At 65.5% G+C, this 26,338-nt stretch carries 24 protein-coding genes; 3 read left to right on the top strand and 21 right to left on the bottom strand.

Annotated features, from left to right (window positions below; genetic code table 11):
* Window positions 1-63 precede the first annotated feature (63 nt).
* The 3 genes from I6F33_RS03805 to I6F33_RS03795 form a co-directional block, all read right to left on the bottom strand.
* Window positions 64-1,863 carry a cation:proton antiporter gene (locus I6F33_RS03805; protein ID WP_225141133.1) on the bottom strand — a complete coding sequence of 600 codons (1,800 nt, stop codon included), beginning with the start codon at window positions 1,861-1,863 and terminating at the stop codon, window positions 64-66.
* A gap of 131 nt (window positions 1,864-1,994) precedes the next feature.
* Window positions 1,995-2,831, bottom strand: coding sequence for a glucose 1-dehydrogenase (locus I6F33_RS03800; RefSeq protein WP_035998460.1), 837 nt, complete (start codon window positions 2,829-2,831; stop codon window positions 1,995-1,997).
* Between the two features lie 70 nt (window positions 2,832-2,901).
* Window positions 2,902-4,215 (bottom strand): solute carrier family 23 protein, encoded by a 1,314-nt coding sequence (locus I6F33_RS03795; RefSeq protein WP_035998458.1) that lies wholly within the window; start codon window positions 4,213-4,215, stop codon window positions 2,902-2,904.
* A 126-nt stretch (window positions 4,216-4,341) separates the two neighbouring features.
* Here I6F33_RS03795 and I6F33_RS03790 point away from each other — a divergent pair, with 126 nt between their 5' ends.
* Window positions 4,342-5,676: a dicarboxylate/amino acid:cation symporter gene (locus I6F33_RS03790; protein ID WP_035998454.1), complete on the top strand. Its 1,335-nt coding sequence runs from the start codon at window positions 4,342-4,344 to the stop codon at window positions 5,674-5,676.
* 192 nt (window positions 5,677-5,868) lie between these two features.
* Here I6F33_RS03790 and I6F33_RS03785 read toward each other — a convergent pair whose 3' ends face one another.
* From I6F33_RS03785 to I6F33_RS03740, 10 genes are all read right to left on the bottom strand, one after another.
* Window positions 5,869-7,482: an ABC-F family ATP-binding cassette domain-containing protein gene (locus I6F33_RS03785; RefSeq protein WP_225141131.1), complete on the bottom strand. Its 1,614-nt coding sequence runs from the start codon at window positions 7,480-7,482 to the stop codon at window positions 5,869-5,871.
* A gap of 171 nt (window positions 7,483-7,653) precedes the next feature.
* A complete protein-coding gene (locus I6F33_RS03780; RefSeq protein WP_028138431.1) occupies window positions 7,654-8,001 on the bottom strand; it encodes a RidA family protein in 348 nt (115 codons plus the stop codon).
* 13 nt (window positions 8,002-8,014) lie between these two features.
* Complete coding sequence (locus I6F33_RS03775) at window positions 8,015-9,136, bottom strand: FAD-binding oxidoreductase (RefSeq protein WP_036021805.1); 1,122 nt, start codon at window positions 9,134-9,136, stop codon at window positions 8,015-8,017.
* Window positions 9,133-10,551 (bottom strand): NAD(P)/FAD-dependent oxidoreductase, encoded by a 1,419-nt coding sequence (locus I6F33_RS03770; RefSeq protein WP_225141129.1) that lies wholly within the window; start codon window positions 10,549-10,551, stop codon window positions 9,133-9,135. Before I6F33_RS03770 ends, I6F33_RS03775 begins: the two co-directional genes overlap by 4 nt.
* Window positions 10,548-10,844: a (2Fe-2S)-binding protein gene (locus I6F33_RS03765; protein WP_025034065.1), complete on the bottom strand. Its 297-nt coding sequence runs from the start codon at window positions 10,842-10,844 to the stop codon at window positions 10,548-10,550. Before I6F33_RS03765 ends, I6F33_RS03770 begins: the two co-directional genes overlap by 4 nt.
* Before the next feature lie 31 nt (window positions 10,845-10,875).
* Window positions 10,876-12,012: an FAD-binding oxidoreductase gene (locus tag I6F33_RS03760; RefSeq protein ID WP_225112971.1), complete on the bottom strand. Its 1,137-nt coding sequence runs from the start codon at window positions 12,010-12,012 to the stop codon at window positions 10,876-10,878.
* A gap of 8 nt (window positions 12,013-12,020) precedes the next feature.
* A complete protein-coding gene (locus tag I6F33_RS03755) occupies window positions 12,021-12,827 on the bottom strand; it encodes an ABC transporter permease (RefSeq protein WP_225141127.1) in 807 nt (268 codons plus the stop codon).
* Complete coding sequence (locus I6F33_RS03750) at window positions 12,824-13,699, bottom strand: ABC transporter permease (protein WP_035998440.1); 876 nt, start codon at window positions 13,697-13,699, stop codon at window positions 12,824-12,826. Before I6F33_RS03750 ends, I6F33_RS03755 begins: the two co-directional genes overlap by 4 nt.
* Window positions 13,696-14,736: an ABC transporter ATP-binding protein gene (locus I6F33_RS03745; protein WP_225141125.1), complete on the bottom strand. Its 1,041-nt coding sequence runs from the start codon at window positions 14,734-14,736 to the stop codon at window positions 13,696-13,698. The genes I6F33_RS03750 and I6F33_RS03745 overlap by 4 nt, the downstream gene beginning before the upstream one ends.
* Window positions 14,737-14,759: 23 nt before the next feature.
* Complete coding sequence (locus I6F33_RS03740) at window positions 14,760-15,794, bottom strand: ABC transporter substrate-binding protein (RefSeq protein WP_035998434.1); 1,035 nt, start codon at window positions 15,792-15,794, stop codon at window positions 14,760-14,762.
* A gap of 277 nt (window positions 15,795-16,071) precedes the next feature.
* Here I6F33_RS03740 and I6F33_RS03735 point away from each other — a divergent pair, with 277 nt between their 5' ends.
* Window positions 16,072-16,971: a LysR substrate-binding domain-containing protein gene (locus I6F33_RS03735; protein ID WP_225141124.1), complete on the top strand. Its 900-nt coding sequence runs from the start codon at window positions 16,072-16,074 to the stop codon at window positions 16,969-16,971.
* A gap of 189 nt (window positions 16,972-17,160) precedes the next feature.
* On the opposite strand, the gene I6F33_RS03730 is transcribed toward I6F33_RS03735, so the two are convergent.
* From I6F33_RS03730 to I6F33_RS03695, 8 genes are read right to left on the bottom strand one after another with little or no spacing between them, the layout of a single operon-like run.
* Window positions 17,161-18,534 (bottom strand): amidohydrolase family protein, encoded by a 1,374-nt coding sequence (locus tag I6F33_RS03730; RefSeq protein ID WP_225141121.1) that lies wholly within the window; start codon window positions 18,532-18,534, stop codon window positions 17,161-17,163.
* On the bottom strand, window positions 18,531-20,114 hold the full coding sequence (locus I6F33_RS03725; protein WP_225141119.1) for an ABC transporter substrate-binding protein: 1,584 nt from the start codon (window positions 20,112-20,114) through the stop codon (window positions 18,531-18,533). Before I6F33_RS03725 ends, I6F33_RS03730 begins: the two co-directional genes overlap by 4 nt.
* A complete protein-coding gene (locus tag I6F33_RS03720; protein ID WP_225141118.1) occupies window positions 20,114-20,998 on the bottom strand; it encodes a polysaccharide deacetylase in 885 nt (294 codons plus the stop codon). The genes I6F33_RS03725 and I6F33_RS03720 overlap by 1 nt, the downstream gene beginning before the upstream one ends.
* Complete coding sequence (locus tag I6F33_RS03715) at window positions 20,985-21,800, bottom strand: ABC transporter substrate-binding protein (RefSeq protein ID WP_225112976.1); 816 nt, start codon at window positions 21,798-21,800, stop codon at window positions 20,985-20,987. The genes I6F33_RS03720 and I6F33_RS03715 overlap by 14 nt, the downstream gene beginning before the upstream one ends.
* A gap of 16 nt (window positions 21,801-21,816) precedes the next feature.
* Window positions 21,817-22,581 carry an amino acid ABC transporter ATP-binding protein gene (locus I6F33_RS03710; RefSeq protein WP_057028105.1) on the bottom strand — a complete coding sequence of 255 codons (765 nt, stop codon included), beginning with the start codon at window positions 22,579-22,581 and terminating at the stop codon, window positions 21,817-21,819.
* Window positions 22,578-23,435, bottom strand: a complete 858-nt coding sequence (locus tag I6F33_RS03705; protein WP_036021759.1) for an amino acid ABC transporter permease — start codon at window positions 23,433-23,435, stop codon at window positions 22,578-22,580. Before I6F33_RS03705 ends, I6F33_RS03710 begins: the two co-directional genes overlap by 4 nt.
* The gene (locus I6F33_RS03700) at window positions 23,432-24,259 is read right to left on the bottom strand and encodes an ABC transporter substrate-binding protein (protein ID WP_225136341.1); all 828 of its coding nucleotides are present in this window, start codon (window positions 24,257-24,259) and stop codon (window positions 23,432-23,434) included. Before I6F33_RS03700 ends, I6F33_RS03705 begins: the two co-directional genes overlap by 4 nt.
* 37 nt (window positions 24,260-24,296) lie before the next feature.
* Entirely contained in the window at window positions 24,297-25,253 is a 957-nt protein-coding gene (locus I6F33_RS03695) for an N-carbamoyl-D-amino-acid hydrolase (protein WP_074447730.1), read from the bottom strand.
* Window positions 25,254-25,404: 151 nt separating this feature from the next.
* On the opposite strand from I6F33_RS03695, the gene I6F33_RS03690 reads away from it, so the two are divergent.
* Complete coding sequence (locus I6F33_RS03690) at window positions 25,405-26,331, top strand: LysR family transcriptional regulator (protein ID WP_036021753.1); 927 nt, start codon at window positions 25,405-25,407, stop codon at window positions 26,329-26,331.
* Window positions 26,332-26,338 lie beyond the last annotated feature (7 nt).

The raw sequence follows: 26,338 nt of genomic DNA, 5'->3' as shown, positions 1-26,338 counted from the left end.
CATGATGTAGTTCGCGCCGGCCCGTTTTGCCAGATGACGACAATCCCGGCGCATGCATAGCCGCTATCGCGGCGACCGTCGTCCCGTGGGATCGAGCGGACGAGCTTTCTCTTGTCCCGCGATCCGCGCGGCCTGCTGCAGCGTCAGCCTGAACTCGTCCCGCTTCTCGTGCACCGAGGCGATCGCATGCCCGACCGCAACGCCGAGGCCGACCAGTGCGGCTTCGGAGAGCTGCAGGCTCGCCTCGATGGTCTCCGGCACCGCATCGGTTGCGCCGATCGCGTAGAGGTGCCGGGCATGATCGGCGTCCCGCGCACGCGAGACGATCAGCACGTCCGGCCGCACCGCCCGGATCCGCTCGACGACGGCATCGATCGCCGGCCGCGACTGGATGGTGATGATCACGCCGGTCGTCTGCATCAAGCCGCAGGCTTCGAGGAAACCCGGCTCTGTCGCATCGCCAAAATAGACCTTGTGACCGTCGCGGCGATCACGCGCCACGTCGACGGCCGCGTGATCGACCGCGATGTAGTTCAGGCCATGGCTGGTCAGCAGGGAGCAGACCACCTTTCCAACACGGCCATAGCCGACCACGATGGCTTGCGCCCGGTCGCCGGGCGGCCGGACCGCGAGCTCGGGATCGGGCGTGCGTTCGCTGCTCAGCTTCGCGGCCAATCGTCGCCCGAGCATGCCCAGAAGCGGCGTCAGGGCCATCGTCACGGCGGTGACGGCGACGGCAAAGCTCGACACGGGGGGCTCGATCATGCCTCCGGCCGCCGCCATTCCGATGCTGACGAAGGCGAATTCGCCGACGGGGCCCAGCAGGAAGCCGATCTCGATCGCCGCCGGCCATGACAGCCTGAAGAGGCGTCCCAGGATGATGAGCACGATCGCCTTGCCGACGAGAATGCCGACGACGGCGGCCAGCAGCCAGCCGGGCTCGCGCAGGAACACACGGACGTCGATCGCCATCCCGACTGTGAGGAAGAAGATGCCCAGCAGCAGGCCCTTGAACGGCTCGACGGTGGCCTCGATGGCCTTGCCATATTCGGTTTCCGCCAGCATCAGTCCTGCAACGAAGGCTCCGAGCGCCATCGACAGGCCGGCCTGGTGGGCGGCAAGCCCTGCGCCGACGATGACGAACAAGGTCGCGGCAACGAACAACTCCGTCGAATGGGTGCCTGCAACCATCTGGAAGAGCGGACGCATCAGCAGCCGTCCGACCAGAGTGAGGAAGGCTACCGCCAGCACAGCCTTCAGGACCGCACTGGAGATGTGCGCCACGACCGAGCCACCGCTTCCCGCGCCGAGCACCGAGACGAAAACCAGAATGGGGACGACTGCGAGGTCTTGAGCCAGCAGCACCGAGAAGCTGGCGCGCCCGGCCGAGGTGGAAAGCCGCCTCTCGGCGGACAGGAGCTCGAGCACGATCGCCGTCGAGGACAGCGCAAGGCTCGCGCCGAGGATCACGGCCGTATCGGAGCTCTGCCCGAAGAGAAGCGCCACGCCGAAAATCATGGCCGATGTCGCGAGGACTTGCAGGCCGCCGAGCCCGAACACCAGACGCCGCATCGTCATGAGCCGTCTGAAAGACAGCTCGAGCCCGATCAGGAATAGCAGGAACACGATGCCGAGATTGGCGATACCCTCGACGTTCTGGGCGTCCGTCACGGTGAACCAGTACAGGACCGGGACGTCCTTGACGAGCGAGCCGAGCCCGAGCGGACCGAGAACGGCGCCGGCCCCGAGATAGCCCAGCACGGGATTGATGCCCCAATGCCGGACCATTGGCACCACCACGCCGGCGGTGCCGAGGACCACCAGCGCGTCACTATAGGCATTGATGTTGATGGTTGTGGTCACGGGCCCTTCACGTGTCGGCGCTCGCCAATAGCGGCAGCGCCATCCACGGTCGATAGCACACGGCGCCGCAGACCCCCAACCGGTCGCGCCCCTCTATCCCACGCGAGGCGCGCGCAACCGCAAGCCGGTTTTCAGCTTGCCCAGTTCTCCCGAAACTCTGGAAACAGCGTCAGGCCCCCGCAGGCATAGATGGTCTGCCCGGTGATGTAGCTGGCATCGTCCGAGGCGAGGAAGGCGAACACCGCGGCGATCTCTTCCGGCGTGCCGACGCGCCCCATCGGAATGTGGGAGGTGACGACGCCGCGCTTCTCCGGATCGCCGGTCCAGGCCGCATTGATCGGCGTGTCGATCGCGCCGGGACCAACCGCATTGACGCGGATGCGCTGGCCGGCGAATTCCAGCGCCAGCGTGCGCGTCAGATTGGCCATGCCGCCCTTGCTGATCGAGTAAGCGAGATAGCCGGGTTTGGGGATGATCTGGTGGACGCTGGAGCAGTTGATGATGCTGCCGCCTGCCCCGCGCGCGACGAAATGCGCCAGCGCCTTCTGCGCACACAGCACGGCGCCGTTCAGGTTGACGTCGATGATGCGGCGATAGGTTTCGACGTCGAGCGCCTCGCTCGGCGATTCCCGCTGGAAGCCGGCATTGTTGACGAGACAGTCGAGGCGCTTGAAGCGCGCCAGGACCGTCTCGAACATCGCGGCGATGTCCTGCTCATTGCCGATATCGGCCTTGACGACGATATGGTCGAGCCTGCCGTGGCCGCGATCGCTCGATGCGGTTCGTGCGAGCGCGAGCGTCTCGTCCGCCCCCTCGGGACTGCCGAAATAATTGATGGCGACGGTCGCGCCTTCCTGGGCGAGCCGGATGGCGACGGCACGGCCGATGCCTTGTGAGGCGCCGGTCACCAGCGCGTACTGGCCGACGAGGCGCGAGGGAAACGGGGTCGAGCGTTCGGTTTGCGGCATGTGTTTTCTCCGGGATGCATCATCATGGATGGAACCGGCGTTTTGTTCCATCCCTCGCAGATGCCGGGATCTAGTCAGCTCGCTGCGCGCGCGGCGAGGTCAAGATCTGATAGAGGATGATCGCGCCGAAGGTCGCGGTGCCGATGCCGCCGATCGTGAATGCACCGAATTTGAGCGTGAGATCGCCGGCCCCTGCGATCAGCGCCACCGCGACCGTGATGAGGTTCGCAGGATTAGCGAAGTCGACCTTGTTCTCGACCCAGATTCGTCCGGCCATCGCCGCGATCAATCCGAACAGCACGATCGAAAGCCCCCCGATGACGGGACCCGGGATGGACAGGATGAGCGCGCCGAATTTCGGCGAGAAGCCGAGCAGGATCGACACCAAGGCTGCGAACGCAAACAGCAGGGTCGAATAGACCTTGGTCGCCGCCATCACGCCGATGTTCTCGGCATAAGTGGTGACGCCGGTACCACCGCCGCACGCCGCCACGATGGTAGCTAAGCTGTCGGCGAACAGAGCGCGCCCAAGATAAGAATCGAGGCTTCGGCCGGTCATGGCGCCAACGGCCTTGATGTGCCCGAGATTCTCGGCAACGAGAATGACGGCAACCGGCGCGATGAGGAAGATCGCATCGGCATGGAAGCTCGGCGCAGTGAAGTTCGGCAGCCCGAGCCACGGCGCGGCCGACAATTGCGTGAAGTCGATCGGCTTGCTGAAACCGAGGCCGTTCGCGAACAGCAGGTACAAGAGATAGCCGCCGACAGCGCCGAGGATGATCGGCAGGCGGCGCCACAGGCCTGGTGCTGCAACGGCGACCACGCCGATGATCAAGACGGTGGCGAGGCCGATCCAGGTGTCGAATGCATTGGCGCTCACCGCCTTGACCGCCACCGGCGCGAGATTGAGGCCGATCGCGGCGACGACGGCGCCGGTAACGGCCGGCGGCAGCAGCCGCTCGATCCAGCCGACACCGGACCACATCACGACCAGCGAAATCAGGCCATACAGCACTCCGGCGCCGACGATGCCGCCGAGCGCAACCGACAGGTTCGGGTTCGGCCCCTGCCCGGCATAGCCGGTGGCGGCGATGACGACGGCGATGAAGGCGAAGCTCGAGCCGAGATAACTAGGCACGCGCCCGGCGACGATGACGAAGAAGATCAGCGTGCCGACGCCGGAGAACAGAACTGCAACGTTGGGATCGAACCCCATCAACAGCGGCGCGATGATCGTCGCACCGGACATCGCGACGCAATGTTGAAGACCCGAGACGATGGTCTGGCCCCAGGACAGCCGCTCCTCCGGCATAATCACGCCCGAGGTCTTGAGCTTCCAACGTGGAAAATAACTCTGCTCGTCCGAGCCTGTTGCGATCGTCATGTTCCCACCCAAGTTCGACGCAACGACCGATGGTCGTGCCAACAGACAAAAATGTGATTGTCGCTTCTGCGGCGCCCATCACATGATGCAAATCATGCACGATCAATCCGTTCCCGAGCCTACATTATGACACAGATTGCGATCCCGTCAGCCATCCAGCGCCGGCACCAGCCCTGGTACAAGATCCTCTACGTCCAGGTGCTGATCGCGATCGCACTCGGCGTGCTCATCGGCTATGTCTATCCCGATCTCGGCAAGGCCTTGAAGCCGCTCGGCGACGGCTTCATCGCGCTGATCAAGATGATGATCGCGCCCGTGATCTTCTGCACCGTGGTGCACGGCATCTCCTCGATGGGCGATCTGAAGCGGGTCGGCCGGGTCGGGCTGAAATCGCTGATCTATTTCGAGACGGTCTCGACCGTGGCCCTCGCGGTCGGCCTTCTGGTCGGCGAGATTCTCCAGCCCGGGCGCGGCTTCAACATCGATCCGGCGACGATCGACCCGAAATCGGTGGCGACCTACGTCACCAAGGCCCACGAAGAGGGCATCGTAGCCCACCTGATGGCGATCATTCCCGACAGCTATCTCGGCGCCATCGCGCGCGGCGACCTCTTGCAGGTGCTGCTGATCTCGATTCTCTCCGGCTTCGCCATCGCCTTTCTCGGCAAGGCCGGCGAGCCCATCGCGGACGCAATCGACAAGGCGGCGAAGATGTTCTTCGGCATCATCCGCATCATCGTGCGCGTCGCGCCGATCGGCGCCTTCGGCGCCATGGCGTTCACCGTCGGCGCCTACGGCCTCGGCTCGCTGCTCAATCTCGCCGCGCTGATCGGCACGTTCTATCTGACCAGTATCCTGTTCGTGCTGATCGTGCTGGGTTCGATCGCCCGGCTCGCCGGCTTCTCGATCCTGCGCTTCATCGCCTATATCAAGGACGAACTCTTGATCGTGCTCGGCACCTCGTCCTCCGAGACCGTGCTGCCGCAGATGATCCAGAAGATGGAGCATCTCGGCGCCTCACGCTCCGTGGTCGGCCTCGTCATCCCGACCGGCTACAGCTTCAACCTCGACGGGACCAACATCTACATGACTCTGGCGACGCTGTTCCTGGCGCAGGCGACCAACACCCATCTGACCATCTGGCAGGAGCTCGGCATTTTGGGCATCGCCATGATCACCTCCAAGGGGGCCTCGGGCGTGACCGGCGCCGGCTTCATCACGCTCGCTGCGACGCTGTCGATCGTGCCTGATATCCCGATCCAGTCGATCGCGATCCTGGTCGGCATCGACAAGTTCATGAGTGAATGCCGCGCGCTCACCAACCTGATCGGCAATGGCGTTGCCTGCGTGGTCATCAGCATCTCCGAAGGCGAGCTCGACCGCGACGCGCTGCACGAGACCATGGCGCATCCGCTGGAGATCGGCGAGGCGCTGGAGCCGGGTGGAGGCGCGGCATCCTAGGCCGCGCAATCGGTGGGCAGACGAAGCCTGGTTCCGATGCGGTAGTTTCCCGGAGTAGAAAATCGATGCGGCCCGCGTCACAACAATGGCGTTGGGATCACGGATTTATACTCATTTTTTTCCGCCCGACGCGCTGGGGGCAGGGCGTCGGGCTTTTGAAAATCACAGCCAGATCCAGAGCGCCAGGCGGGATCAGACGATCCCGCCATCGATGCGCGGCAAATTGGCGGCAAGTTCGATCCGCCGCGTGATCCCGATCGCCTGCAGGAACGCCTCGTCATGGCTGACGACCAGCAGTGCGCCGTCATAGGCCCGCAAGCCGGCCTCGACGGCTTCGATGGACTCGAAGTCGAGATGATTGGTCGGCTCGTCCAGGATCAGCAGCGACGGCGGCGGCTGCCCGCCCAGCACGCAAGCGAGGCCCGCGCGGAAGATTTGCCCGCCGCTCAGGCTCCCGGCGATTTGCAAGGCGGCATCGGCGCGAAACATGAACCGGGCCAGCGCGGCATGGCACTCGTTCGCACCGGCCTTCGGATTGAGACGCCGAAAATTGTCTAGGATGGAGCGCGCCGGGTCGAGCAGGCTGACCTTCTGGTCGAACAACGCGAAATCCGGCCTGAGCCGCACGATGCCCGCAAGCGGACGCAGCTCGCCCACGATGAGCTTCAGCAGCGTCGTCTTGCCGGAGCCATTGGGCCCGACCAGCGCGACGCGCTCCGGCCCGACCACCGCAAATGAGAGGTCGCGCACGACTGGCTGCTCCGGCCAAAAGCCAGCGCTGACACCGTCAAGCCAAAGCACCTCCCTCCCCGCCGGCAGGTCGGTTGCGGGCAATTTGACCGAGAGCGGCTGAAGAACCTCGACGCGCCGGCGCGCCGTGTCGATGGCTTGAAGCGCTTCCGCGCGCTGCCGCTCGGCGATTTGCGCATTCTTGCCGCCGGTGTCCTCGCTGCGATCCTTGCGGGCGCCGGCCAGGATGCGCGGCATGTCGCCCTTGGCGCGCTTCTTTCTGCCGCCGCTGTCCTTGCGCGCTTTCTTCTCCGCGGCCTCCCGCGCCCTCCCGTCGATCTCGGACAGCCGGTTCTCGGCAAGCGCGAGATCGTGCCTCACAGCCGCGAGCTCGATGGCCTTCTGCGTTCGAAAGCTGCTCCAATTGCCACCATATCGCGTCGCGCCGAGCGACGTCAGTTCGACGATCGCATCCATGGTGTCGAGCAGTGTCCGGTCGTGGCTGACGATAATCGCGCCGCCGCGCCAGGCAGCCAGCAGATCGGTGACGGCCTTGCGTCCGTCCTGGTCGAGATTGTTGGTGGGCTCGTCCAGCAGCAGGAAGTCAGGCGCAGCGAACACCAGCGCGGCGAGACGAACCCGCGTGATCTGGCCACCGGACAGGCACGACAGCGCCGTATCGGGAGACGGATCGAACCCGAGGCGCGCCAACGCGGCCTCAAGCCGCGTCTCGAGCGTCCAGTCGACCGCAGCGACCTCGTCGGCGGAGGCGTCGCCCCGCTCGGCACGGCGCATCAACTCGAGCGCCGGCCGCACGCCGAACAGATCCGCCACGGTCGCGCCGGCAAGAACCTGCACGTCCTGGCGCAACAAGCCGATAGTGCCGTTGATCAGAACGCGTCCCGACTGAGGAACATGTTCGCCGAGCATCGACGCAAGCAGCGTCGTCTTGCCAACGCCGTTACGGCCGACGAGACCAGTTCGCTCGGCGCCGAATGTCAGATCGAGGTTTGAGAAAAGAGAGCGCCCGTCAGGCGTGGACAGCGACAGGTTCGACAGGACGATTGAAGCAGGCATGGAATTCCCCGTGAGCAAGGCGGATGGGCGTTGCGGTCGGGGTGAAATCCATGGCTGCGAAGATCCTGATTGAGGAACTCTCTAACTAGTCCCATCAAAAGGCGAGATCAAGGCGCGGCTCGAGGAGACAACAGCGTGATTGGCGCTGTCGTCCTTCCTCGCCGTGCGCCATCAGCCCTTGAGCGCGGTCACCACCACCTCGATTAGCGCGCCGCCGCCGAGATCGGCGACGCCGACGGTGGCGCGGGTCGGCAGGTTGTCGCCGAAGAATTCGGTCCAGGCCGCGTCCATCTCTTTCTTCTTGGAGAGATCGGTGACGAAGATCGAGGCGCTGACCACGCGGCTCTTGTCGGTTCCCGCCTCTTTCAGATAGCCAGCGATCTTGCCGAGGATGTTGCGGGTCTGCTCGCCCATCGAGACCGAGGTGTCGTCGGCGATCGTGCCGCCGAGGAAGACGAAGCCATTGGCTTCGACGGCGCGGTGCATGATGGGCGTGCGGATGCTGCGGGTGATGCTCATGATATCCTCTTGTTTAAAGCGTGGAAGGGTGGAAGCGGTCGATGCCGAGTTCGCCGATACGGGTCTGGGTGCCGCCGTTGACGATCAGTTCCGCCATCACGGCGCCGGCGCCAGGGCCGAGCTGGAAACCGTGCAGCGAGAAGCCGAACTGGTGATAGAGGCCCTTGTGACGCGAGCTCGGCCCGAACACGGGAATGTCGTCCTTCATCTTGGCTTCAATGCCGGCCCAGGCACGGACGATGTTAGCGCTGCGCATCACCGGAAACAGCTCGAACACGGTCTGCGCACTGGTCGCAAGGCTCTTCCAGTCCAGCACCGTCTCGTTGCGATCCTGATAGGGCGTCGCCAGATGGCCGCCGCCGATCAGCACGGTGCCGTTCTTGAACTGCTTGAAGGACAGCTTTCGACCACGCAGGATCACGACGGGGTCGATGAAGTGCGGCACGCGCGAGGTGATCATCAGCATCGGCGCCACGGTTTCGACCGGGACGGGCTCGCCGAGATGAGCCGCGATCCTGCCGGCCCAGGCGCCGGCAGCATTCACCAGCACCGGCGCGGCAAAGCTCTCCGACCCGGCATCGACGTGCCAGAGGCCGTCACGGTGCCGGATGCTGCCGGCAGCTACGCCTTCGCGCACAGTTGCGCCCAATTGCTCGGCCTTGCGGCGGAACGCCGTCGTCGTCTGCGCCGGATTGGCCGCACCGTCACGCCGAGAAACCACACCGCCGGGACAGGTCTCGGCCACCGCCGGCACCAGCCGGCGCAGTTCGGCGGCGTCGATCAGCTCCTCGTGGGTGAAGCCCAGCGCATTGAGCTCGGCGACGCGCGCGCGGCAGAGGGCGAGTTCTTCCTCGTTCTCGGCGACCAGCACCTGGCCGTAGCTCTCGAAGCTGCAATCGTCGTCGACGAGATCCGTGATCTTCTCCCAGATGTCCATCGAGCGGATCGACAGCGGAATCTCGGGAATGTGCCGCGCGAGCTGCCGGACGCCGCCGGCATTGACGCCCGAGGCGTGACGGCCGGCATAGTCCTTCTCGATCAGCACCGGCTTCAGGCCGGCGAGACACAGATGCAGCGTGGTCGAGCACCCGTGGATGCCGCCGCCAATGACGATCGCATCCACATTTGTGCTCATCCGCGTACCACAGCCTTGACGTCGGCCTCGCTCTTGGGAACGGCGGCGAGTTCGGCCAGCGTGATCGGCTTCACCGGCGCGCGCAGCCGGTAGTAACCGATCTCCTGCGGGGTCTTGCCGCGCGCCCGCGCCATCAGCTCGGTGACGGTGAGGCCGCAGAGCCGGCCCTGGCACGGGCCCATGCCGGTGCGGCGATAGGCCTTGAGCTGATTCGGCCCGGTCGCGCCGATCGCGACGGAATCGAGAACGTCCTTTGCCGTGACCTCTTCGCAACGACAGACGATGGTATCGCCTGAAGGAATCCGGAACTGCGGCGCGGGGCGGAACAGCGTGTCGAGGAACAGGCGACCACGCTCAGCCTTGGCGAGGTCGGAACGGAGCGTCGCCATTGCGGGAAGTTTTGCGGCAGAAGCGGGCGCCAGTGCTTCGACGGCGGCGCGCGCGGCAATGCGACCGCGCACCACGGCTGCACTCGCGCCGCCGATGCCGGCCCCGTCACCGGCGATCGCGATGCCGGCGACCGACGAATTGCCGCTCGCGTCGAGCACTGGCGACCAGCACAATTGCAGATCATCCCAGCGATGCTCGATGCCGGCTGACATCGCCAGATTGACGTTGGGCACGACGCCCTGATGCAGCAGCAACAGGTCCGCAGCGATGGTCTCGCGCTTGCCGCCGGCGACGTAGCTCACGCTGGCAAGCTGGCCATCACCGGAAGCCGCAAGCTCGGTGACGCCGGAGACGACCTGCACCTTCGCCCTCACCTCGCGCATCATCGACAGGCCCTTGGCGAAATAGGGCGAGGTGAGGAAGGCGAAAGCGTGCGGGAGCGCGGCGAAATAATTGCCGCGCTGGGTGGTGTCGAGGATGCGATCGATGCGGCCGCCAAGCCGCAGTATCTGCGCGGCGAGCAGCCAGAGCAGCGGCCCCTGCCCTGCGATCACCGTGCGTCCGTCGGGCACCAGGGCCGAGGACTTCAGCATGGTCTGCGCCGCGCCGGCGGTCATCACGCCCGGCAGCGTCCAGCCGGGAATTGGGAACGGCCGCTCCAGCGCACCGGTCGCGAGAATCACGCGTTTCGCCTTGACGAAGGCCGAGGCGCCGCCGATCGAGACGGCGATATCGAGATTGCGGTCGAGGCTCCAGACGGTGGCGCGGTGAATGACCTCCGCATTGCTCGCGCGCAGCGACTGCACGAGATCGGCGCCGACCCAATAATCGGCGCCGAGCTGATTGCGCTCGGTAACCGGCGTCGAGGCGATGGCGCGAAACACCTGGCCACCGGGGCCGATGTTCTCGTCGAGCAGCAGCGTCGAGAGGCCGGCCTTGGCGGATGCTGCGGCAGCCGCAAGGCCCGCGGGCCCGGCGCCGATCACCACGAAGTCATAGTTTTCGCGCTTGGGAGCCACGCTCATTTTCCGATCTCCCGCTTGCCCTTCTGGATTTCGATCTGCATGCCCTCGGCGACGGGCACGAGGCACCCTTGCCGGTTGCCGACGCCGTCGATGGTGACGAGGCAGTCGAAGCAGACGCCCATCATGCAATAAGGCAGACGCGGCGCGCCGCTCACCGCGGTGGAACGCCGTGCGTCAACGCCGGAGGCCAGCAGTGCGGCGGAGACGGTGTCGCCCTGGCGCGCTGCGACCGCGACGCCATCGACGAAGATCTGCACCTGTGGCCGCTTGTCCTGTTCGGATCGCTTGAACATGGGGATGCCTCTTGGCTCCTTCTCAGAATCTCTAGTAGCCGCTGCTGTTCGCAGCACCTGCGCCGCCAAAACGGCTGGCCGAGAACGCGCCGACCAGCTCCGGCTCGAGCGCGCCCTGCGCCACCATGCGCGCGATCTCGAAGGCGTGGTTGGAGGCGAGCGTCACGCCGGAATGGCAGCAGGCGACGAAGGCGCCGGGATGCGTCTCCGACTGATCGTAGATCGGAAAGCCGTCCTGCGGCATGACGCGGATTCCGGACCAGCTCCTGACCACGTTGAGCCGCGCCAGATGCGGAAACATGCGCTGCGCGCGATCGGCCATGACGCCGCTGATCGACGGCTTCAGCGTGCGATCATCGAGCTCGTCCTCCTTGCTGTCGCCGATCATCACCGTGCCCTCGTCGGTCTGGCGGATCGTGGTCAGCGGATGCGGCAGGAACGGCATGGTGCGCTCGGTCACGACGACCTGGCCGCGCGTCGGGCCCATCGGCGCAAAGAGGCCGACCATCGGCGCCAGCGTCTGGTTGGCGTTGCCGGCGGCGAGCACGATCTTGGCGGCGCGCAGCTCGCCCTGCGGCGTGATCAGCCGAAATTCGCCCCCGCTCTTGCTGATCGCCGAGACCGGACGCTCCGGAAAATAGTCGATGCCGAACGCAATGAAGCCGGTGTGGAAGGCGCGGAAGGTGCGCAGCGAATTGACGTGGCCGTCGAGCGGACAATAGCTGCCGCCGGAGACCTCAGGGCCGATCAGCGGCAGCGCCTCCTTCACCTCGGACGGCCGCAGCATCTCCATCTTGTAGTCGGCCGCGCCGACCTGGTTGTGCATGCGCTTGACGAGCTCGGTGCGCTGGCCGAATTCGTCCTCGCCGAGCGTGAGATGAAAACCGCCGTTCTGCTGCAGGGCGACGTCGAGGCCGGTCTGCTGCTTCAGCTCGGAGGCCAGCCGGCCCCACGCCTGCGAGGCCTGCACGGTCCACCGCGTATAGGCCGGCATGCCGAGCCCTTTGCTCTGCACCCACACCAATGCGAAGTTCGCGCGCGAGGCGCGCTTGGTGATGTCGCCTTCGTCGAGCACGGCGACCTTCTTGCCGAGCCGGCCGAGGCCCCAGGCAATGGCGGAGCCGAGCAGTCCGCCGCCGACGACGGCGACGTCGTAATCTCCTGACATGAGTTCTCCTATCGTCCCGTATCGCCCTTGCCAGCGAGCACACGGTCGAGCCCGTAGAAGCGGTCGAGCAAAATGAGGGCGGCCATGGCGATTGCGATCACGCAGGCCGAGACCGACGTCACGAGCGGATCGATGTTGTCCTGGATGTAAAGGAACATGCGGACCGGCAACGTCTCGGTCCCGGGCGCAGCAAGGAAGACGGTCATGGTGAGATCGTCGAAGGACTGGATGAAGGCGAGCGCCCAACCGCTAATCACGCCGGGCAGGATCAGCGGCAAGGTCACGCGGCGGAACAGCGTCCAGCCGCCGGCGCCGAGCGAGACCGCCGCCATCTCGACCGTGCGGTCCATGCCGGTCGCCGCCGCCAGCGTCAGCCGCAGCGCGAACGGGAACACGATGATGACATGCGCGACGATCAGCGCCGCGAAGCTACCGCCGAGACCGGCCGAAGTGAAGAAGCGCAGGAAGGCGATGCCGAGCACCACATGCGGGATCATCAGCGGCGACAGGAACAGCGCCGCCAGCACATCACGACCACGGAAGCGATAGCGCGCGATCGCCAGCGCCGCCGGCACCGCGAACAGCAGTGCCGCGAGGGAGGACAACGCGCCAAGGCCGAGGCTGACCCAGAAGGCGTGAATGAATTCGGGGTAGTTCGCAATGGTCCTGAACCAGCGCAGCGAGAAGCCGTTGGTCGGCAGCGACAGGTATCCCTCAGGCGTGAAGGCGACGAGGCAGACCACCAGGATCGGCGCCACCATGACGATGACGAAGATGGTGTGAAAGATCAGCGCGAGCGGACCGTTCCGGCTCATCGGAACACCTCCGCATAGCGGCGTTCGATCAGTGCGTTGCTGCCGACGACGATCAGCACCAATGCGGCCAGCAGCAGCGTTGCGACCGCAGCGCCCAGCGGCCAGTTCAGCGTGTTGAGGAATTCGTCATAGGCGAGCGTTGCCGCGACCTTGAGCCGGCGGCCGCCGATGATCGCAGGCGTTGCGAAGGCGCTGGCCGAGAGCGAGAACACGATGATGGCGCCCGACAGCACGCCCGGCATGATCTGGGGCATGATGATGCGGCGGATGATGGTCGCAGGGCCCGCGCCGAGCGACATCGCAGCATTCTCGATCTGCGGATCGAGCCGCTGGAGGGCGGCCCATACCGACAGCACCATGAACGGCATCATCACATGCGCGAGCGCGATCACCACGCCTGTTTCGGTGAACATGAAGGGAATGGGGGAGCCGATCAGCCCGAGCGACATCAGCAGCTTGTTGACGAGGCCGTTGTTGCCACCGAACAGCAGGGCCCAGCCCAGCGTTCGCGCCACCACTGAGATCAAGAGCGGCCCGAGAATGACCAGTAGGAAAAAACTCTTCCAGCGGCCGCTCATGCGGTTGAGGATATAGGCTTCGGGCGCGCCGAGCAGCGCGGTGAGCAGCGTGGTCAGAATCGCGATGCGAAAGGTCCGCCAGAACATCTCGGCGTAATAGGGATCGGTCGCGATCTCGTGCCAGTTCTTGAAGATGAAGACCGGCTCGATGCCCTTGTACTGGCCCCAATCGTGGAATGACAGCATTACCGTCATCGCCAGCGGAATCAGCAGCACGCCGACGAACAGCATCAAGGCGGGTGCGGTCAGCACCCACGGCGCGCGCAGGCTGCGCTCCTCGGCCGCCATGCTCATGCGCCGGCCCTCACGCGAACGCTCACGTCTTCGGGCCGCCAGGTGAGGCGAACCGCGTCCCCTTCGGCCGGCTGCGCTTTGCCGTCGTTCTGGCGGATCACGATCGCCGGGCCGCATTCACTGTCGCACTGGAACAGCCAGTGATTGCCCTGGAAGATGCGCGTGATGATTTTTGCGCTGAGCCCTGTATCGCCAAAGCCGATTCTTTCGGGGCGAACGCTGACGGTGACGGGACCGCCGAGCCCAGCCGGCGCCGGTGCGCGCCAGGAGCCGGCCACCAACTGCGTCGGCGCGACGGTCCGGTCGATCGTTCCGGCAAAATCGTTGGTCTTGCCGAGGAATTGCGAGACGAAGGCCGAGGCCGGCCTTTCATAGGTCTCTTGTGGCGTGCCGATCTGCTCGATCTTGCCCTGGCTCATGACCACGATGCGATCCGACAGCGACATCGCCTCGTTCTGGTCATGCGTGACCAGGATCGTGGTGGTGCCGACGGTGCGCTGGATCTGGCGCAGCTCGATCTGCATCTCCTCGCGCAGCTTGGCGTCGAGGTTCGACAGCGGCTCGTCGAGCAGCAGCACGCTGGGCTTGATCACCAGCGCACGCGCCAGTGCCACGCGCTGCTGCTGGCCGCCGGACATGCGGCGCGGATGGCGATCCTCGTATCCGGCGAGGCCCACCATCGCGAGTGCGGCGCGGACGCGTTCGGACCTTTCAGCGCGCAGCACGCCACGCATCTCCAGGCCGAAGGCGACGTTCTCCGCCGCGGTCATGTGCGGAAACAGTGCGTAGCTCTGGAACACGATGCCGAGGCCGCGCTTTGCCGGATGGATCGCGGTCAGGTCCTTGCCCTCAAGGCGGATCGCGCCGCGCGTCGGATCGAGGAAGCCCGCGATCATCTGCAGCGTCGTGGTCTTGCCGCAGCCGGACGGGCCGAGGAAGGAGATGAACTCCCCCTTCCCCACCGACAGGCTGAAGTCATCGACCACAGTCTGCGTGCCGAACTGCTTTGCGACCCGATCGAGCTCGAGATAGGCCATGGCGCTGTCTCCGCGGCGACCGATCAGCGTTCGACCTCGCGATTCCAGCGCTTGGTCCACTCCTCGCGCTTCTCGTTGATCACGGTCCAGTCCGGATTATAGAGCTTGGCCGCGCGCTCGCCGATCGGCGCCATCTTGCCGAGCTCGGGCGGGATCACCAGCGATTTCAGCACCGGGCCGTAGCCGTAATCCTTCAGCATCACGAGCTGGGTTTTCGGATCGAGCAGCATCTTGACGAAGCTCGCAGCCAGCGGCGAAGCATTGGGCTTATTGATCGGGCACGCCGTGGTCAGCAGCGTCGCTGCGCCTTCCTTCGGGTAGACGAAGTCGACGGGGAAGCCGGTATTGGCGAAGCTCTGCACGCGGCCGGTGCCCCATACCGCGATCACGGCCTGGCCGGACTGGAACAGCTCGGTCATCTTGCCCGGCGACGGCTCATAGGCCAGCACGTTTGGATTGATCTGCTCCTTGAAGATCTTGAAGCCGGACTCGACGTTGGTCTCGCCGCCGCCGTTCATCTTCGACAGCATCACCAGCGCTTCGAGACCGTAGGTGTTGTTGATCGGTGGAATCACGAGCTGTTTTGCGTATTTCGTGTCCTTCAGGTCGTTCCACGAGGTCGGCGGCGCCCAGCCTTTCTCCTTGAACACCTTCGTGTTGTACATCAGCCCGGTGGCGACGATGCCGATCGCGACCGCGCGATCGTCCTTGAAGCGCGCAGTGTCGTAGAGATCGGCGGGCAGGCCGTCGAGCTTGCCGCAGAAGCCGAGCTGGATCGCCTGGTACATCGGGCCGTCGTCGACGATGGCGACGTCGATCTGCTGGTTGCCTTTCTGCGCCTGGAGCTTGGCCAGCGTGTCGGTGGAATTGCCGGCGACGTATTCGACCTTGACGCCGTTCTCCTTCTCGAAGGCCGGGATCACCTCGTCGCGGATGGTCTTCTCGAACGAGCCGCCATAGCCGGCGACGTAGAGCGTTTTCTGCTGGGCCGAGGCGACCGAGGGGACGGCAATGAGCGCTGCGATGCTGACCGCGGTCAGAAGGCGAAAAGTCTTCATGTGGACCGATCTCCAATACCGGAATGAGGTGACGTGCCGACGAGTCTCGCTGGCTGAAGCGCGTTGCCGCATTCCCTTCCGCGCCAAACCGCTTCCGATCAGGGCTCCGGCCCCCATTCGGCGGGTTTTGGCGCGATCTGGAGGGTTGAACACCTCCAATCTGCCGAAAAAGCGGGCTGTCTCCAGTCCTGATGAAAAACATCGCAGACCTATACTTCCATCGTCCAATGAATAATGGCACCCTCTGCATGCCGAAATGTTATGATTGGATGGTGGAATGGCGCGTATCAATTCGCGGCAGGTGGAGGCCTTCCGCGCGATGATGCTGACCGGCAGCGTGACGGAGGCGGCGGCGCTGATGAAGGTGACGCAGCCGGCCGTCAGCCGGTTGCTGCGAGACCTCCAGGCGCTGCTGAAGATGGAGCTGTTCGAACGGCGCGGCACCGGCCTGGTGCCGACCGCCGCGGCGATGGCGCTCTACACCGAAGTCGAGCGCTCCTTCGTCGGGCTGGAACGCATCACTGCGGCGGCGGAAGAAATCCGCGGCCGGCGCACGGGCTCGCTACGCATCGCAGCACTGCCGGCGCTGTCGAACGGCTATCTGCCGCGGCTCACCGGTCACTTCCTGAAGGAACGGCCAAACCTCAACCTCGCCTTCTTCGGTGTCATCTCGCCGATCGTGGTCGACTGGGTGCTGAACAATCAATGTGACGTCGGCTTTGCCGAGGTGCCGATCGCGCATTCCGGTCTGCCGAGCCAGAGACTGCCGGCGCCGGCGCGCGTCGCAGTGCTGCCGACCGGTCATCGCCTCGCGGAGAATGAAGTGCTGGAGCCGCGCGATTTCGAGGGCGAGACCTTCATCTCGCTGTCGGCGGGATCGTCGAGTCGGCATCTCGTCGACCAGGTCTTCCACCGCCACGATGTCCGCCGCGTGCTGCGCGTTGAGACCACGCTGTCGGAAATCATGTGCGGCATGGTGTCGTCGGGCCTCGGCGTCGCGATCTGCGATCCCTTCACGGCGCAGGAATTTGCAACGCGCGGCGTCGTCGTGCGCCGCTTCCTGCCGCGCATCGATTTCGAATTCTCCGCGGTCTTTCCGGCGCAGCGCAGCCCGTCCCCGGTGGCGCTGGACCTGGTCGAGACCATGCGCAAGGCGCTGGTGGAGTTTGAGGATTAGGGCTTCGGTTCGAACAGTGCAGCTACAGGCTCGCTTCAACCTCTCCCGCTTGCGGGAGAGGTCGGCGCGTAGCGCCGGGAGAGGGTTCTCTCAACACGGGGAGTGTCCCCGATTGGAGAGAGCCCTCTCCCCTGCCCTCTCCCGCAAGCGGGGAGAGGGAGCGCACCGTCTTCGTGGCACCAGCGGCACTCAACCACTGAACGCGGCCTGCGCCTCCGGCAGATCCCAGATCTTGCCGATCGCGGCGGTGCCCGCCGCAATGATCGCAGCTTCATCCGCGCCGAGATAGCGTCCCTCATCGACCAGCACACGGCCGTCGACCATGACCTGATCGATATTGGCGCGGTTGGCGAGTGCGATCAGCGCGCGGCGCGGGTCGAACAGCGGCTGCAGATGCGGATGGGTGAGATCGACGACGGTGAGATCTGCGGTCGCGCCCGGCTCGATGCGGCCGAGATCGGGCCGCTTGATGACGTCGGCGGCCACGGCCGTGTTCGCCTCGATCAGTTCGGGTGAGTTCGCGACGTCAGGGCGCGCCGAAATGATCTTGGAGATCAGCGACGCCGCATTGAGCTCGCCGAGCAGGTCCATGTTGTAGCCGTCGGTGCCGACCACGGTGCGCACGCCGTGCTCGGCGAAGCGGCTGAACGCTGCGGTGATGCCGGCACGCGCGAACACGCGCGGGCAGTTCAAGACGGTCATGCCGCGCGCGGCCATCAGCTTGAGATCGTCATCGCTGCTGAACATGCAGTGCGCCGCCATCAGATCCGGCGCGAGCAGGCCGAGCCAGTCCAGATATTCTGCCGGCGTGCGGCCGCCATAGCGCCTGCCGATGGTCTCGACCTCGGCGCGGCTCTGCGCCATGTGCGTGGTGATGGGAACGCCGAGCTCGCGCGCCCGCGTGGCGCAGGCCTTCAGCAGATCGGGGCCGCAGGTGTCGGTGGCATGCGGGCTCATGGCGAGGCCGATGCGGCCGTCGCCGTGACTATTCCAGCGCTGATAGAGCGCGTCCCACGCCGCCATGTCCGCAGCGCCGTCATCGCCGGAATATTGGACCACACCATCTAGTCCGGCCTTGGCGTCGGAGGTCGAGAACAGATAGGGCGCACCATAGAAGCGGATGCCCATCTCTTCCGCCGCGTCGAACATCTCGGGGATCGAGTTGCGAAACGGCTCCATCACCGTGGTGGCGCCGCCCTTGAGCAGCTGGAGGATGCCGAGCCGCGCCACCGCAAGGCGCTCTTCCGCCGACAGGATGTCGGCGCCGCGCTTGGTCAGCGGCAGCAGCACCGTGTAGACAATGCTCTGGTTGTTCTTGCGGCCGTTGCCGTCCTCGGTGTGGCTGCGCGCCACCGCTTCCGAGAAGCAATGATTGTGCAGGTTGAGCAGGCCCGGCAGGACGAAGCGGCCAGGGCGATCATAGACTTGATCAGCGCGCGGCTTGTCGCGCGTGATCGCCGCAATCTTCTTGCCTTCGACCAGAACCCAGCGGTCGCGCAGCACGTCCTGCGCGCCGTCTTTCCGTGACAGCACATAGCTGCCGAAGATTGCTGTGGTGCTCATGCGGGGCGCACGTTCCAGAACACGGCGGTGCCGTCGAGAATGCCGGTGATGGCCTTGCGATAGGCCGTCGGCTGCTTGTAGAGGCCGATCGGAATATAGGGGATTTCCTCGAACGCCACCCTCTGGACTTCGCGGCAGATGCGCTGCTGTTCGGCGAGTTCGGAGGCCGCCAGCCACTGGCTGCGCAACTCGCCCATCTTCGTGCTCGCGTACCAGCCGGCGACCTTGCCTTCGCCGCGAATGTTGGTGTTGCCGGCCGGGTTGAGCCAGTCGATGCCCTGCCAGTTGCCGACCGCGGCGCTCCAGCCGCCCTGCGGAAGCGGATCCTTCTTCAGCTGGCGCTGCAGCACCACGGCGAAATCGAGGCCGGCATATTCGACGTTCATGCCGGCCTTGCGCAACGAGTCCACCGCGATCTCGCCGAGCGGCTTCTGCGCCAGCGAGTTGGTGGGGACGAGCAGCACGATCTTCTCGCCGTTATAGCCGGCGGCCCTGAGGTCAGCCTTCACCTTGGCGTAGTCGCGCGGGCCGCGGAACACGTCGAGGCCGACGTCGTTTGCCATCGGCGTGCCGGGTGCGAAATAGCCGACCGGTGAGACCTGGAACGCCGGATCGGTGCCGGCGACGGCGGTCATGAACGCGGACTGATCGATCGCACCCAGCAGCGCGCGGCGGATGGCGGGATTGTCGAACGGCGGCTGCAGGTGATTGAGGCGCAGCATGCAGGCATAGCCTCTGGGATCGAGGATGCGCGTCTCGATATCGCCGGCCGCCTTGATCACCGGCAAGAGATCGTGCGGCGTGGTCTCCTGCCAATCCTGCTCGCCGGTCTGGAGCGCGGCGACGCCGGTGCCGGCATCGGGCGTCGTGGTCCAGACCACGCGATCGTAGTGCACGATCTTCGGCCCCGCAGTCCAATCCGGCTTGCCGTCAGTGCGCGGCTGATAGCGCTCGAACTTGGCATAGGCATTGCGCGCGCCCTGCACGCGCTCGTCGGCGAGATAGCGGAACGGACCGCTGCCGATCACCTCGGTGAGCGGCTTGAACGGATCCTGGCTCGCCAGCCGCTCCGGCATCATGAAGCAGGCATTGATGGCTGCCTTGCCGAGCGCCTGCGGCAGCAGCGGAAAAGGACGCTTCAGACGGAAGCGGATGGTGCGGTCGTCGGCAGCCGAGAGCTCGGCGGTCGCCTCCATCAGCTCGCCGCCAAAGCCGTCGCGCGCGGCCCAGCGACGGATGCTGGCGACGCAATCGCGCGCCAGCACGCGTTCGCCATCGTGCCAGAACAGGCCGTCGCGAAGCGTGAGGTCCCACTGCAGCTGGTCGGCGGAGATGGCGTGGCCCGACAGCATCTGCGGCGAGACCTGGAGCGAGGCGCTCATGCCGTAGAGCGTATCGTAAACCATGAAGCCGTGGTTTCGCGACACCTGCGCGGTCGAATAGATGGGATCGACGAAGGCGAGATCGATGACGGGGATGAAGCGCAGCGTGGACTGCGATTCAGCGCGGACGATGCCCGGCAGCGACAGCGCCGGCAGCGCTGCGCCGGCCTTGAGGAGCGAGCGGCGGGAGATCGACATTATCGGTGACCCGCTTCGTGACGCAGGAAGTTTTTCGCGATGTTCTCGCCGGTGGTGATCCAGACGTCCGGGCACGACTTCGCGTAGGTCAGGAACTCGCGCAGCAGACGCAACCGCATCGGGCGGCCGCTGCATTGCGGGTGCAGCACCGTCGTCACCATCGCGCCCCAGTCGCGGACCTCATCCAGCTCGTCCTTCCACATCGAGAGGACGTGCTCCCTAGGGAAGATCGAGCGCGGACTGAAGCGCGCGGACAGGCCGTGCATCCAGTCGTCATAGCTCGCGGTCACCGGCAGCTCGATCGTGCCGGGCTTGCCGTCGGCGAGGCGGTGGCGATAGGGCCTGACGTCGTCGCGGAACGAAGACGTGTAGACGATGCCGTGCCGCACCAGCGCGACGCGCAGCTCCTCCGTGAACTCGCCATAGGGCGCGCGATAGCCGGTCGGCTTGACGCCGAGCCGGCGCTTCAGCGCCTCGAAGCCGCGCTCCAGCTCCTCCTCGATCCAGGGATCGCCGGGGTCGGGCAGCAGATGGTGATAACCGTGATGGCCGATCTCGTGCCCGGCCTTCAGGATGGACTCCGCCATCGCCGGATGCGCGTCGACCGACCACCCCGTGACGAAGAACGTCGCCTTGAGATCGAGCTGGTCGAGCAGCTCCAGGAGCTTCGGCGTGCCGACGCGCGCCTCGTAGCCGCCATAGCTCATGGTGATGAGCCGCTGCGCATGCACCGCGTCCTTGCTGGTCCAGGCACTCTCGGCGTCCACGTCGAACGACAGGAACATCGCGGATGTGTACGGCTTCGGCCACGGATATTCCGGCGCGGGATCCGCGGTGTTGGCCGGAACGAGCGGAATGCTCTGGAGTGCCTTACTGTCCAGCATTGATGGTCGCCTTCTCGATTGCGTTGTCGCTCAATTTCCACTTCGCCAGCAGCGTCTTGTAGGTGCCGTCCGCGATCAGCGCGTCGACGGCTTCCAGCATTGCCTGCTGCAATGCCTTCTCCTTCACCGGCAGAGCAATGCCGGTGAATTGCTGTGCGATGGGCGCGCCCACGGTCGCATAGGTGTTGGGCTCGAGGTCCATGATGTAGGGCAGCGTCTCGTTGCCCTGGGCGGCGGCATCGATGCGGCCCTGCCGCAGCTGGGTGCGAGCATCGGCCGAGCCGTCGGTGCCGACGAACTGGATCGGATTGCCGCCGCAATTCTTCTCGCTCCACGCCGCGATCTGGGCCGGGAACATGGTGCGGCGGCTGGCGCCGACCTTCTTGCCGCACAGCGACGTCGCATCCTTGAATTCCGCCTTGCGCGACGCCTGCACGAAGAACTGCGGGCCGCTGCGCAAATAATCGACGAAGGTCGCGACCTCGTGCCGGCTCGCATAGTCGGTGAAACCGGACAGGATCGCATCCACCCGCCCCGTCGAGATCGAGGGCATGAACTCGGCAAAGCTGGTCTCGGTCCATTCGATCTTGACGCCGAGCTTGCGGCCGATCGCCTCGCCAAGATCGACGTCGAAGCCGGAGAGCGCGTTGGTGGCGGGATCGCGGAACTCCATCGGCGGATAGTTCGGCACCACCGCGACCTTGATGCTGCCGCGCTTTACGATCTCAGGCGGCAGTTCGGCCGCCATTGCCGACACGCTCATGGCGCCCAGGAACGCCGCCGCAAGCAAGAATCTCTTCATCACCATACCCCCAATGTCAGATCACTGCCGAAAGAAATGCCTTGGTGCGCTCCTCGCGCGGCGCGCCCAACACGTCGGAGGCGCGGCCCTGCTCGACGATCGCGCCCTGATCCATGTAGACGACGCGGTCGGCGACCTCGCGGGCGAAGCCGAGCTCGTGCGTCACCACCATCATGGTCATGCCGCTTCGCGCCAGCTCCTTCATGACCGCGAGCACCTCGCCGACCAGCTCGGGATCGAGTGCGCTGGTGGGCTCGTCGAACAACATCAGCATCGGCTTCATGGCGAGCGCCCGCGCGATCGCGACGCGCTGCTGCTGGCCGCCGGAGAGCTGCGCCGGATACCAGTCGGCCTTGGCCGACAATCCGACGCGCCGAAGCAGCTCGGTCGCCTCGGCGCGCACCTCATCCGGCTTGCGCCCCTGCACCTGGGTCGGGCCTTCCGTGATGTTCTCCAGCGCGGTCTTGTGCGGAAACAGGTTGAAGCGCTGGAATACCATGCCGGTCTTGAGCCGCTGCCGCCCGATTTCGCGCTCGCTCAGGCGATGGAGTTTCCCGCCTTGCTCGCGCACTCCGAGCAGTTCGCCGTCGAGCCAGATGCCGCCGGCATCGATCGTGGCGAGCTGATTGATGCAGCGGAGCAGCGTGGTCTTGCCGGAGCCGGAGGCGCCGATCAGGCACATCACCTCGCCGGGCCAGACGTCGAGCGAGACGTTCTTGAGAGCCTGAAACTCTCCAAAGTTCTTGGCTACGGAGCGGATCGCGACGAGCGGCTTTGTCATCGCGCCAGCCGCAATGTGCCGCGTGCAAAGCGGCGTTCGAGCAACATCTGGAGCGGTGTCAGGATCGAGACCGCGAGCAGGTACCAGAGCCCGGCGACGATCAGGAGCTCGATGACGCGGGAGTTGGCGTAGTAGATGTTCTCGGCATTGTGCAGCAGCTCCGGATACTGGATCACGCTGGCGAGCGAAGTCGCCTTCACCATGCCGATGAACTCGTTGCCGAGCGGCGGGATTACCACGCGCATCGCCTGCGGCAGCACGATCCGGCGCAGCGCCCGCAGCCGTCCCATGCCGATCGCCTGCGCCGCCTCATATTGTCCGATATCGACCGACAGCATGCCGGCGCGCATGACTTCGGAGGTGTAGGCGCCCTGGTTGATGCCGAGCCCGAGCAGCGCGGCAAGGAACGGCGTCATGACATCGACGGCGCGTGCAGACCACAGGCCGGGGATACCGATGGTCGGAAACACCAGCGCGAGGTTGAACCACAGCAGCAGCTGCAGGATCAGTGGCGTGCCGCGAAACAGCCATGTGTAGCCGGCGGCGACCGACTTCAGCACCGGATTGGGCGACAGCCGCATGATCGCGACGACGATGCCGAGGAAGATGCCGAGCATCATCGCCAGCACCGCCATCACCATGGTGTTGACGATGCCTTCGAGGATGACCTTTGCGGTCAGGAAGCGGCTGACATAGGACCATTCGATCTGGCCGTTCGCAAAGGCGCGCGCGATCGCCGCCAGCACGAGGACGATCAGGGCCGCGCTAATCCAGCGAAACCAGTGCGGCTCGCGCGCGATCCGCATGCCCGACAGATCGGGAAATCCTTGCGCGAGTGCCGGCGCCTGCTTCATTGCGGCGCCGCGTTCAGCATGGGCTGGGCGACTGCATTTGTCCCTAGGCCCCATTTGTCGAGAATGGCCTTGTACGAGCCGTCAGCGATCATCGCCGCGAGTTTCTCGGTCACGACTTCGCGCAAGGCGGCATCGTCCTTGCGGAACATGATGCCCTGATAGCCCCTGGCAAAGGGCTCGCCGACGATGCGATACTTGCCGGGCTCCTGTTGCTGCGCATAAGGCAACGTCTCGCTACCCTGCACGGCGGCGTCGATGCGGCCCTGCTTGAGCTGGTTGCGGACGTCGATGGAATTCTCGCCCGGAACGTACTGGATCGCGAGCTTGCCGGCCGGCTCGCAATTCTGCTTGCTCCACTTCTCGATCTCGACCGGGAAGCTGGTGCTGCGGGTCGTGCCGACCTTCTTGCCGCAGAGATCGGTGGCGTCCTTGGCCGCGCTCTCCGCCATCACGAAGAACTGCGGCCCGGTTGCGAGGTAATCGACGAAGTCGGCGGTCTCGCGCCGCGAGGCACGATCGGAGATGCCGGAAATGATGAAGTCGGCCCGCTTGGTCGTGAGCGAAGGGATCAGCTCGGCGAACGGCGTCTCGCTCCAGACGATCTTCAGCCCTCCGAGCCGCTTGGCGAGCTCCTTCGCCAGATCGATGTCGAGCCCGACCAGCTCGTTGGTTGCGGGGTCGCGATATTCCATCGGCGCGTAGGTGGAATTGACCGTGAGCTTCAGCGTACCAGCCTGCTTGATCTCCGCCGGCAGCTCGGCGGCTCGCGCCGACGTCACCGCAGCCAGCGCTGCGCAGGCAAGCAAATACGAGAGGCGTGTCATGTCAGCTCCTTTTGCCAATGCTGCGACCGGCAGTTGATCAATCCGCGTCGAGAACGGCCGGCTCGATGATTCCGGCACGCTCGGTGATCACCCTGTATTGGTCGGGCCGCCGGTGGGCGGCGAAGTTGAACATCTTGTCCTTGCCCTGGCGGCAGAGGTCGAGATCGATGTCGGCGACGATCACCTCGTCGGCCAGCGTCTGAGCCTGCGCGACGATGCGGCCGTTGGGATCGACGATGCAGGAGCCGCCGATCAGGCCGGACCCGTCCTCCTCGCCCGCCTTCGCCACCGAAATCGCCCAGGTCGCGTTCATGTAGGCGTTGGCCTGCGTCACCAGCGTCGAGTGGAAGGTGCGCAAGGCTCCGTCTTCGGTCGTGCCGCCGTTGGGATCGTAGGCCGCCGAATTGTAGCCGATGCAGACGAGCTCGACGCCTTGCAGACCGAGCACGCGCCAGGATTCCGGCCAACGACGATCATTGCAGATCATCATGCCCATGATGGCATGGGCCCAGGACGAGCCGGCGCGGAAGGCGGGAAAGCCGAGGTCGCCATATTCGAAGTAGCGCTTCTCGAGTTGCTGGTAGCGCGCGCCCGGACGCGGCTCGACCGAGCCCGGCAGATGCACCTTGCGATAGCGGCCGAGAACCTCGCCGTCGCGATCGACCAGGATGGAGCAATTGTAGCGCCGCCCCTCCGGGGTCAGCTCGGCATAGCCGACATAGAAGCCGACGCGCAGCGCACGTGCGCGATCGAATAGCTTTGCCACCGCGGGGTTCGGCATGCTGCGCTCGAAATACCGGTCGAGGGCCTCGCCTTCGAGCAGCCAGCGCGGGAAGAAGGTGGTGAAGGCGAGCTCCGGAAACACCACAAGACTCGCACCCCGACCGGCCGCCTCCTCCAGCATGTCGAGCATCCGCGACAACGTGTGCTCGCGCGTATCGGCTTTTTGCGTCGGCCCCATCTGAGCGGCGGCGGCGCGAAGGACACGAACCAAGATTGCCTCCAATCTGTGCGCAGTGCTGCCTCAATGGGCGAACGAACCCTTTGATGCGACGTGCAAATCGGCTGCCATTACGAGCAAGCACTGCTGCAAAATCAATTCGCGTTGCTATGATGTTTTGGCCCTGACTATAATCGGCAGTGATATGAACCTGCGTCAGCTCGAGATCCTTCGCGCCGTGATCCGCCACCGCACCACGGTGGCGGCGGCGGACGAGCTGGCGCTGTCGCAGCCGGCGGTCAGCAACGCGCTGAAGACGATGGAGGCGCAGGCGGGCTTTGCGCTGTTCGAGCGCGTCAACAACCGGCTGTTTCCAACCGCCGAAGCGATGGCGCTCTACAAGGAGAGCGAGGCGATCTTCGCGCTGCACGCCAAGCTCGAGAACCGCATGCGCGATTTGCGCGAGAACCGGTCCGGGCATCTCGCCATCGTGGCGACGCCGCCGCTCGCGTACAGCATCATTCCGTCCGCGCTGTCGGGCTTCCTGCGCCGCCGCCCGGAGACGCGGGTGTTCTTCGACGTACGGCGCTATGAGGGCATCATCGAGGGTGTGCTGAGCCGCGTCGCCGAGCTCGGCTTCGCGCTCGGCCTCACGCATCATCCAGGGATCGCGCACGAGGTGGTGCACACCGGCGAGATGGTCTGCGTGCTGCCGCCACAGCATCCACTCGCCGACCGGCCGATGATCTCCGCTTCCGATCTCTCCGGCCTGCCCTTCATTGGGCTCGAACGCGGCACGCGGCTCGGCGAAGCCGTGCGCGACAGCTTTGCCCGCGCCGGCGCGCCGTTCCGGCCGACGGTCGAGGTGCGCTACTGCAACACGGCCTGCGTGCTGGCCGCCGCCGGCGTCGGCGCGGCGGTGGTCGATCCTTTCTCGCCGCGGCAGAACGGCGGCAGCGGCCTCGTCGTCCGTCCGTTCACGCCGACGACGCAGGCGGTCGCCTATATGCTATGGTCTGAAGCCGAGCCGCTGTCGCGTCTGGCCAAGGCCTTTCTCAACGAGATCCGCAAGGAGAGCGCTCTGCTCGAGCGCACAGCGCCGCACCAGCAACATGGGGCAGAAAGCGGCTGAGCTTCGC

The sequence above is a fragment of the Bradyrhizobium sp. BRP20 genome, assembly GCF_020194215.1.
Classification (GTDB): Bacteria; Pseudomonadota; Alphaproteobacteria; order Rhizobiales; family Xanthobacteraceae; genus Bradyrhizobium; species Bradyrhizobium yuanmingense.
The sequence above is the reverse complement of the archived record's forward strand: the minus strand, read 5'-3'. Positions and strand labels throughout refer to the sequence as shown.

What these genes read in the sequence shown, in the direction of transcription:
- I6F33_RS03725 (WP_225141119.1), bottom strand. Translation starts at nt 20,114, where the DNA reads ATGTCGATCTCCCGCCGCTCGCTCCTCAAGGCCGGCGCAGCGCTGCCG.
- I6F33_RS03790 (WP_035998454.1), top strand. Translation starts at nt 4,342, where the DNA reads ATGACACAGATTGCGATCCCGTCAGCCATCCAGCGCCGGCACCAGCCC.
- I6F33_RS03795 (WP_035998458.1), bottom strand. Translation starts at nt 4,215, where the DNA reads ATGACGATCGCAACAGGCTCGGACGAGCAGAGTTATTTTCCACGTTGG.
- I6F33_RS03780 (WP_028138431.1), bottom strand. Translation starts at nt 8,001, where the DNA reads ATGAGCATCACCCGCAGCATCCGCACGCCCATCATGCACCGCGCCGTC.
- I6F33_RS03785 (WP_225141131.1), bottom strand. Translation starts at nt 7,482, where the DNA reads ATGCCTGCTTCAATCGTCCTGTCGAACCTGTCGCTGTCCACGCCTGAC.
- I6F33_RS03775 (WP_036021805.1), bottom strand. Translation starts at nt 9,136, where the DNA reads ATGAGCACAAATGTGGATGCGATCGTCATTGGCGGCGGCATCCACGGG.
- I6F33_RS03755 (WP_225141127.1), bottom strand. Translation starts at nt 12,827, where the DNA reads ATGAGCCGGAACGGTCCGCTCGCGCTGATCTTTCACACCATCTTCGTC.
- I6F33_RS03760 (WP_225112971.1), bottom strand. Translation starts at nt 12,012, where the DNA reads ATGTCAGGAGATTACGACGTCGCCGTCGTCGGCGGCGGACTGCTCGGC.
- I6F33_RS03735 (WP_225141124.1), top strand. Translation starts at nt 16,072, where the DNA reads ATGGCGCGTATCAATTCGCGGCAGGTGGAGGCCTTCCGCGCGATGATG.
- I6F33_RS03730 (WP_225141121.1), bottom strand. Translation starts at nt 18,534, where the DNA reads ATGAGCACCACAGCAATCTTCGGCAGCTATGTGCTGTCACGGAAAGAC.
- I6F33_RS03770 (WP_225141129.1), bottom strand. Translation starts at nt 10,551, where the DNA reads ATGAGCGTGGCTCCCAAGCGCGAAAACTATGACTTCGTGGTGATCGGC.
- I6F33_RS03740 (WP_035998434.1), bottom strand. Translation starts at nt 15,794, where the DNA reads ATGAAGACTTTTCGCCTTCTGACCGCGGTCAGCATCGCAGCGCTCATT.
- I6F33_RS03705 (WP_036021759.1), bottom strand. Translation starts at nt 23,435, where the DNA reads ATGAAGCAGGCGCCGGCACTCGCGCAAGGATTTCCCGATCTGTCGGGC.
- I6F33_RS03690 (WP_036021753.1), top strand. Translation starts at nt 25,405, where the DNA reads ATGAACCTGCGTCAGCTCGAGATCCTTCGCGCCGTGATCCGCCACCGC.
- I6F33_RS03750 (WP_035998440.1), bottom strand. Translation starts at nt 13,699, where the DNA reads ATGAGCATGGCGGCCGAGGAGCGCAGCCTGCGCGCGCCGTGGGTGCTG.
- I6F33_RS03800 (WP_035998460.1), bottom strand. Translation starts at nt 2,831, where the DNA reads ATGCCGCAAACCGAACGCTCGACCCCGTTTCCCTCGCGCCTCGTCGGC.
- I6F33_RS03745 (WP_225141125.1), bottom strand. Translation starts at nt 14,736, where the DNA reads ATGGCCTATCTCGAGCTCGATCGGGTCGCAAAGCAGTTCGGCACGCAG.
- I6F33_RS03715 (WP_225112976.1), bottom strand. Translation starts at nt 21,800, where the DNA reads ATGAAGAGATTCTTGCTTGCGGCGGCGTTCCTGGGCGCCATGAGCGTG.
- I6F33_RS03765 (WP_025034065.1), bottom strand. Translation starts at nt 10,844, where the DNA reads ATGTTCAAGCGATCCGAACAGGACAAGCGGCCACAGGTGCAGATCTTC.
- I6F33_RS03710 (WP_057028105.1), bottom strand. Translation starts at nt 22,581, where the DNA reads ATGACAAAGCCGCTCGTCGCGATCCGCTCCGTAGCCAAGAACTTTGGA.
- I6F33_RS03700 (WP_225136341.1), bottom strand. Translation starts at nt 24,259, where the DNA reads ATGACACGCCTCTCGTATTTGCTTGCCTGCGCAGCGCTGGCTGCGGTG.
- I6F33_RS03720 (WP_225141118.1), bottom strand. Translation starts at nt 20,998, where the DNA reads ATGCTGGACAGTAAGGCACTCCAGAGCATTCCGCTCGTTCCGGCCAAC.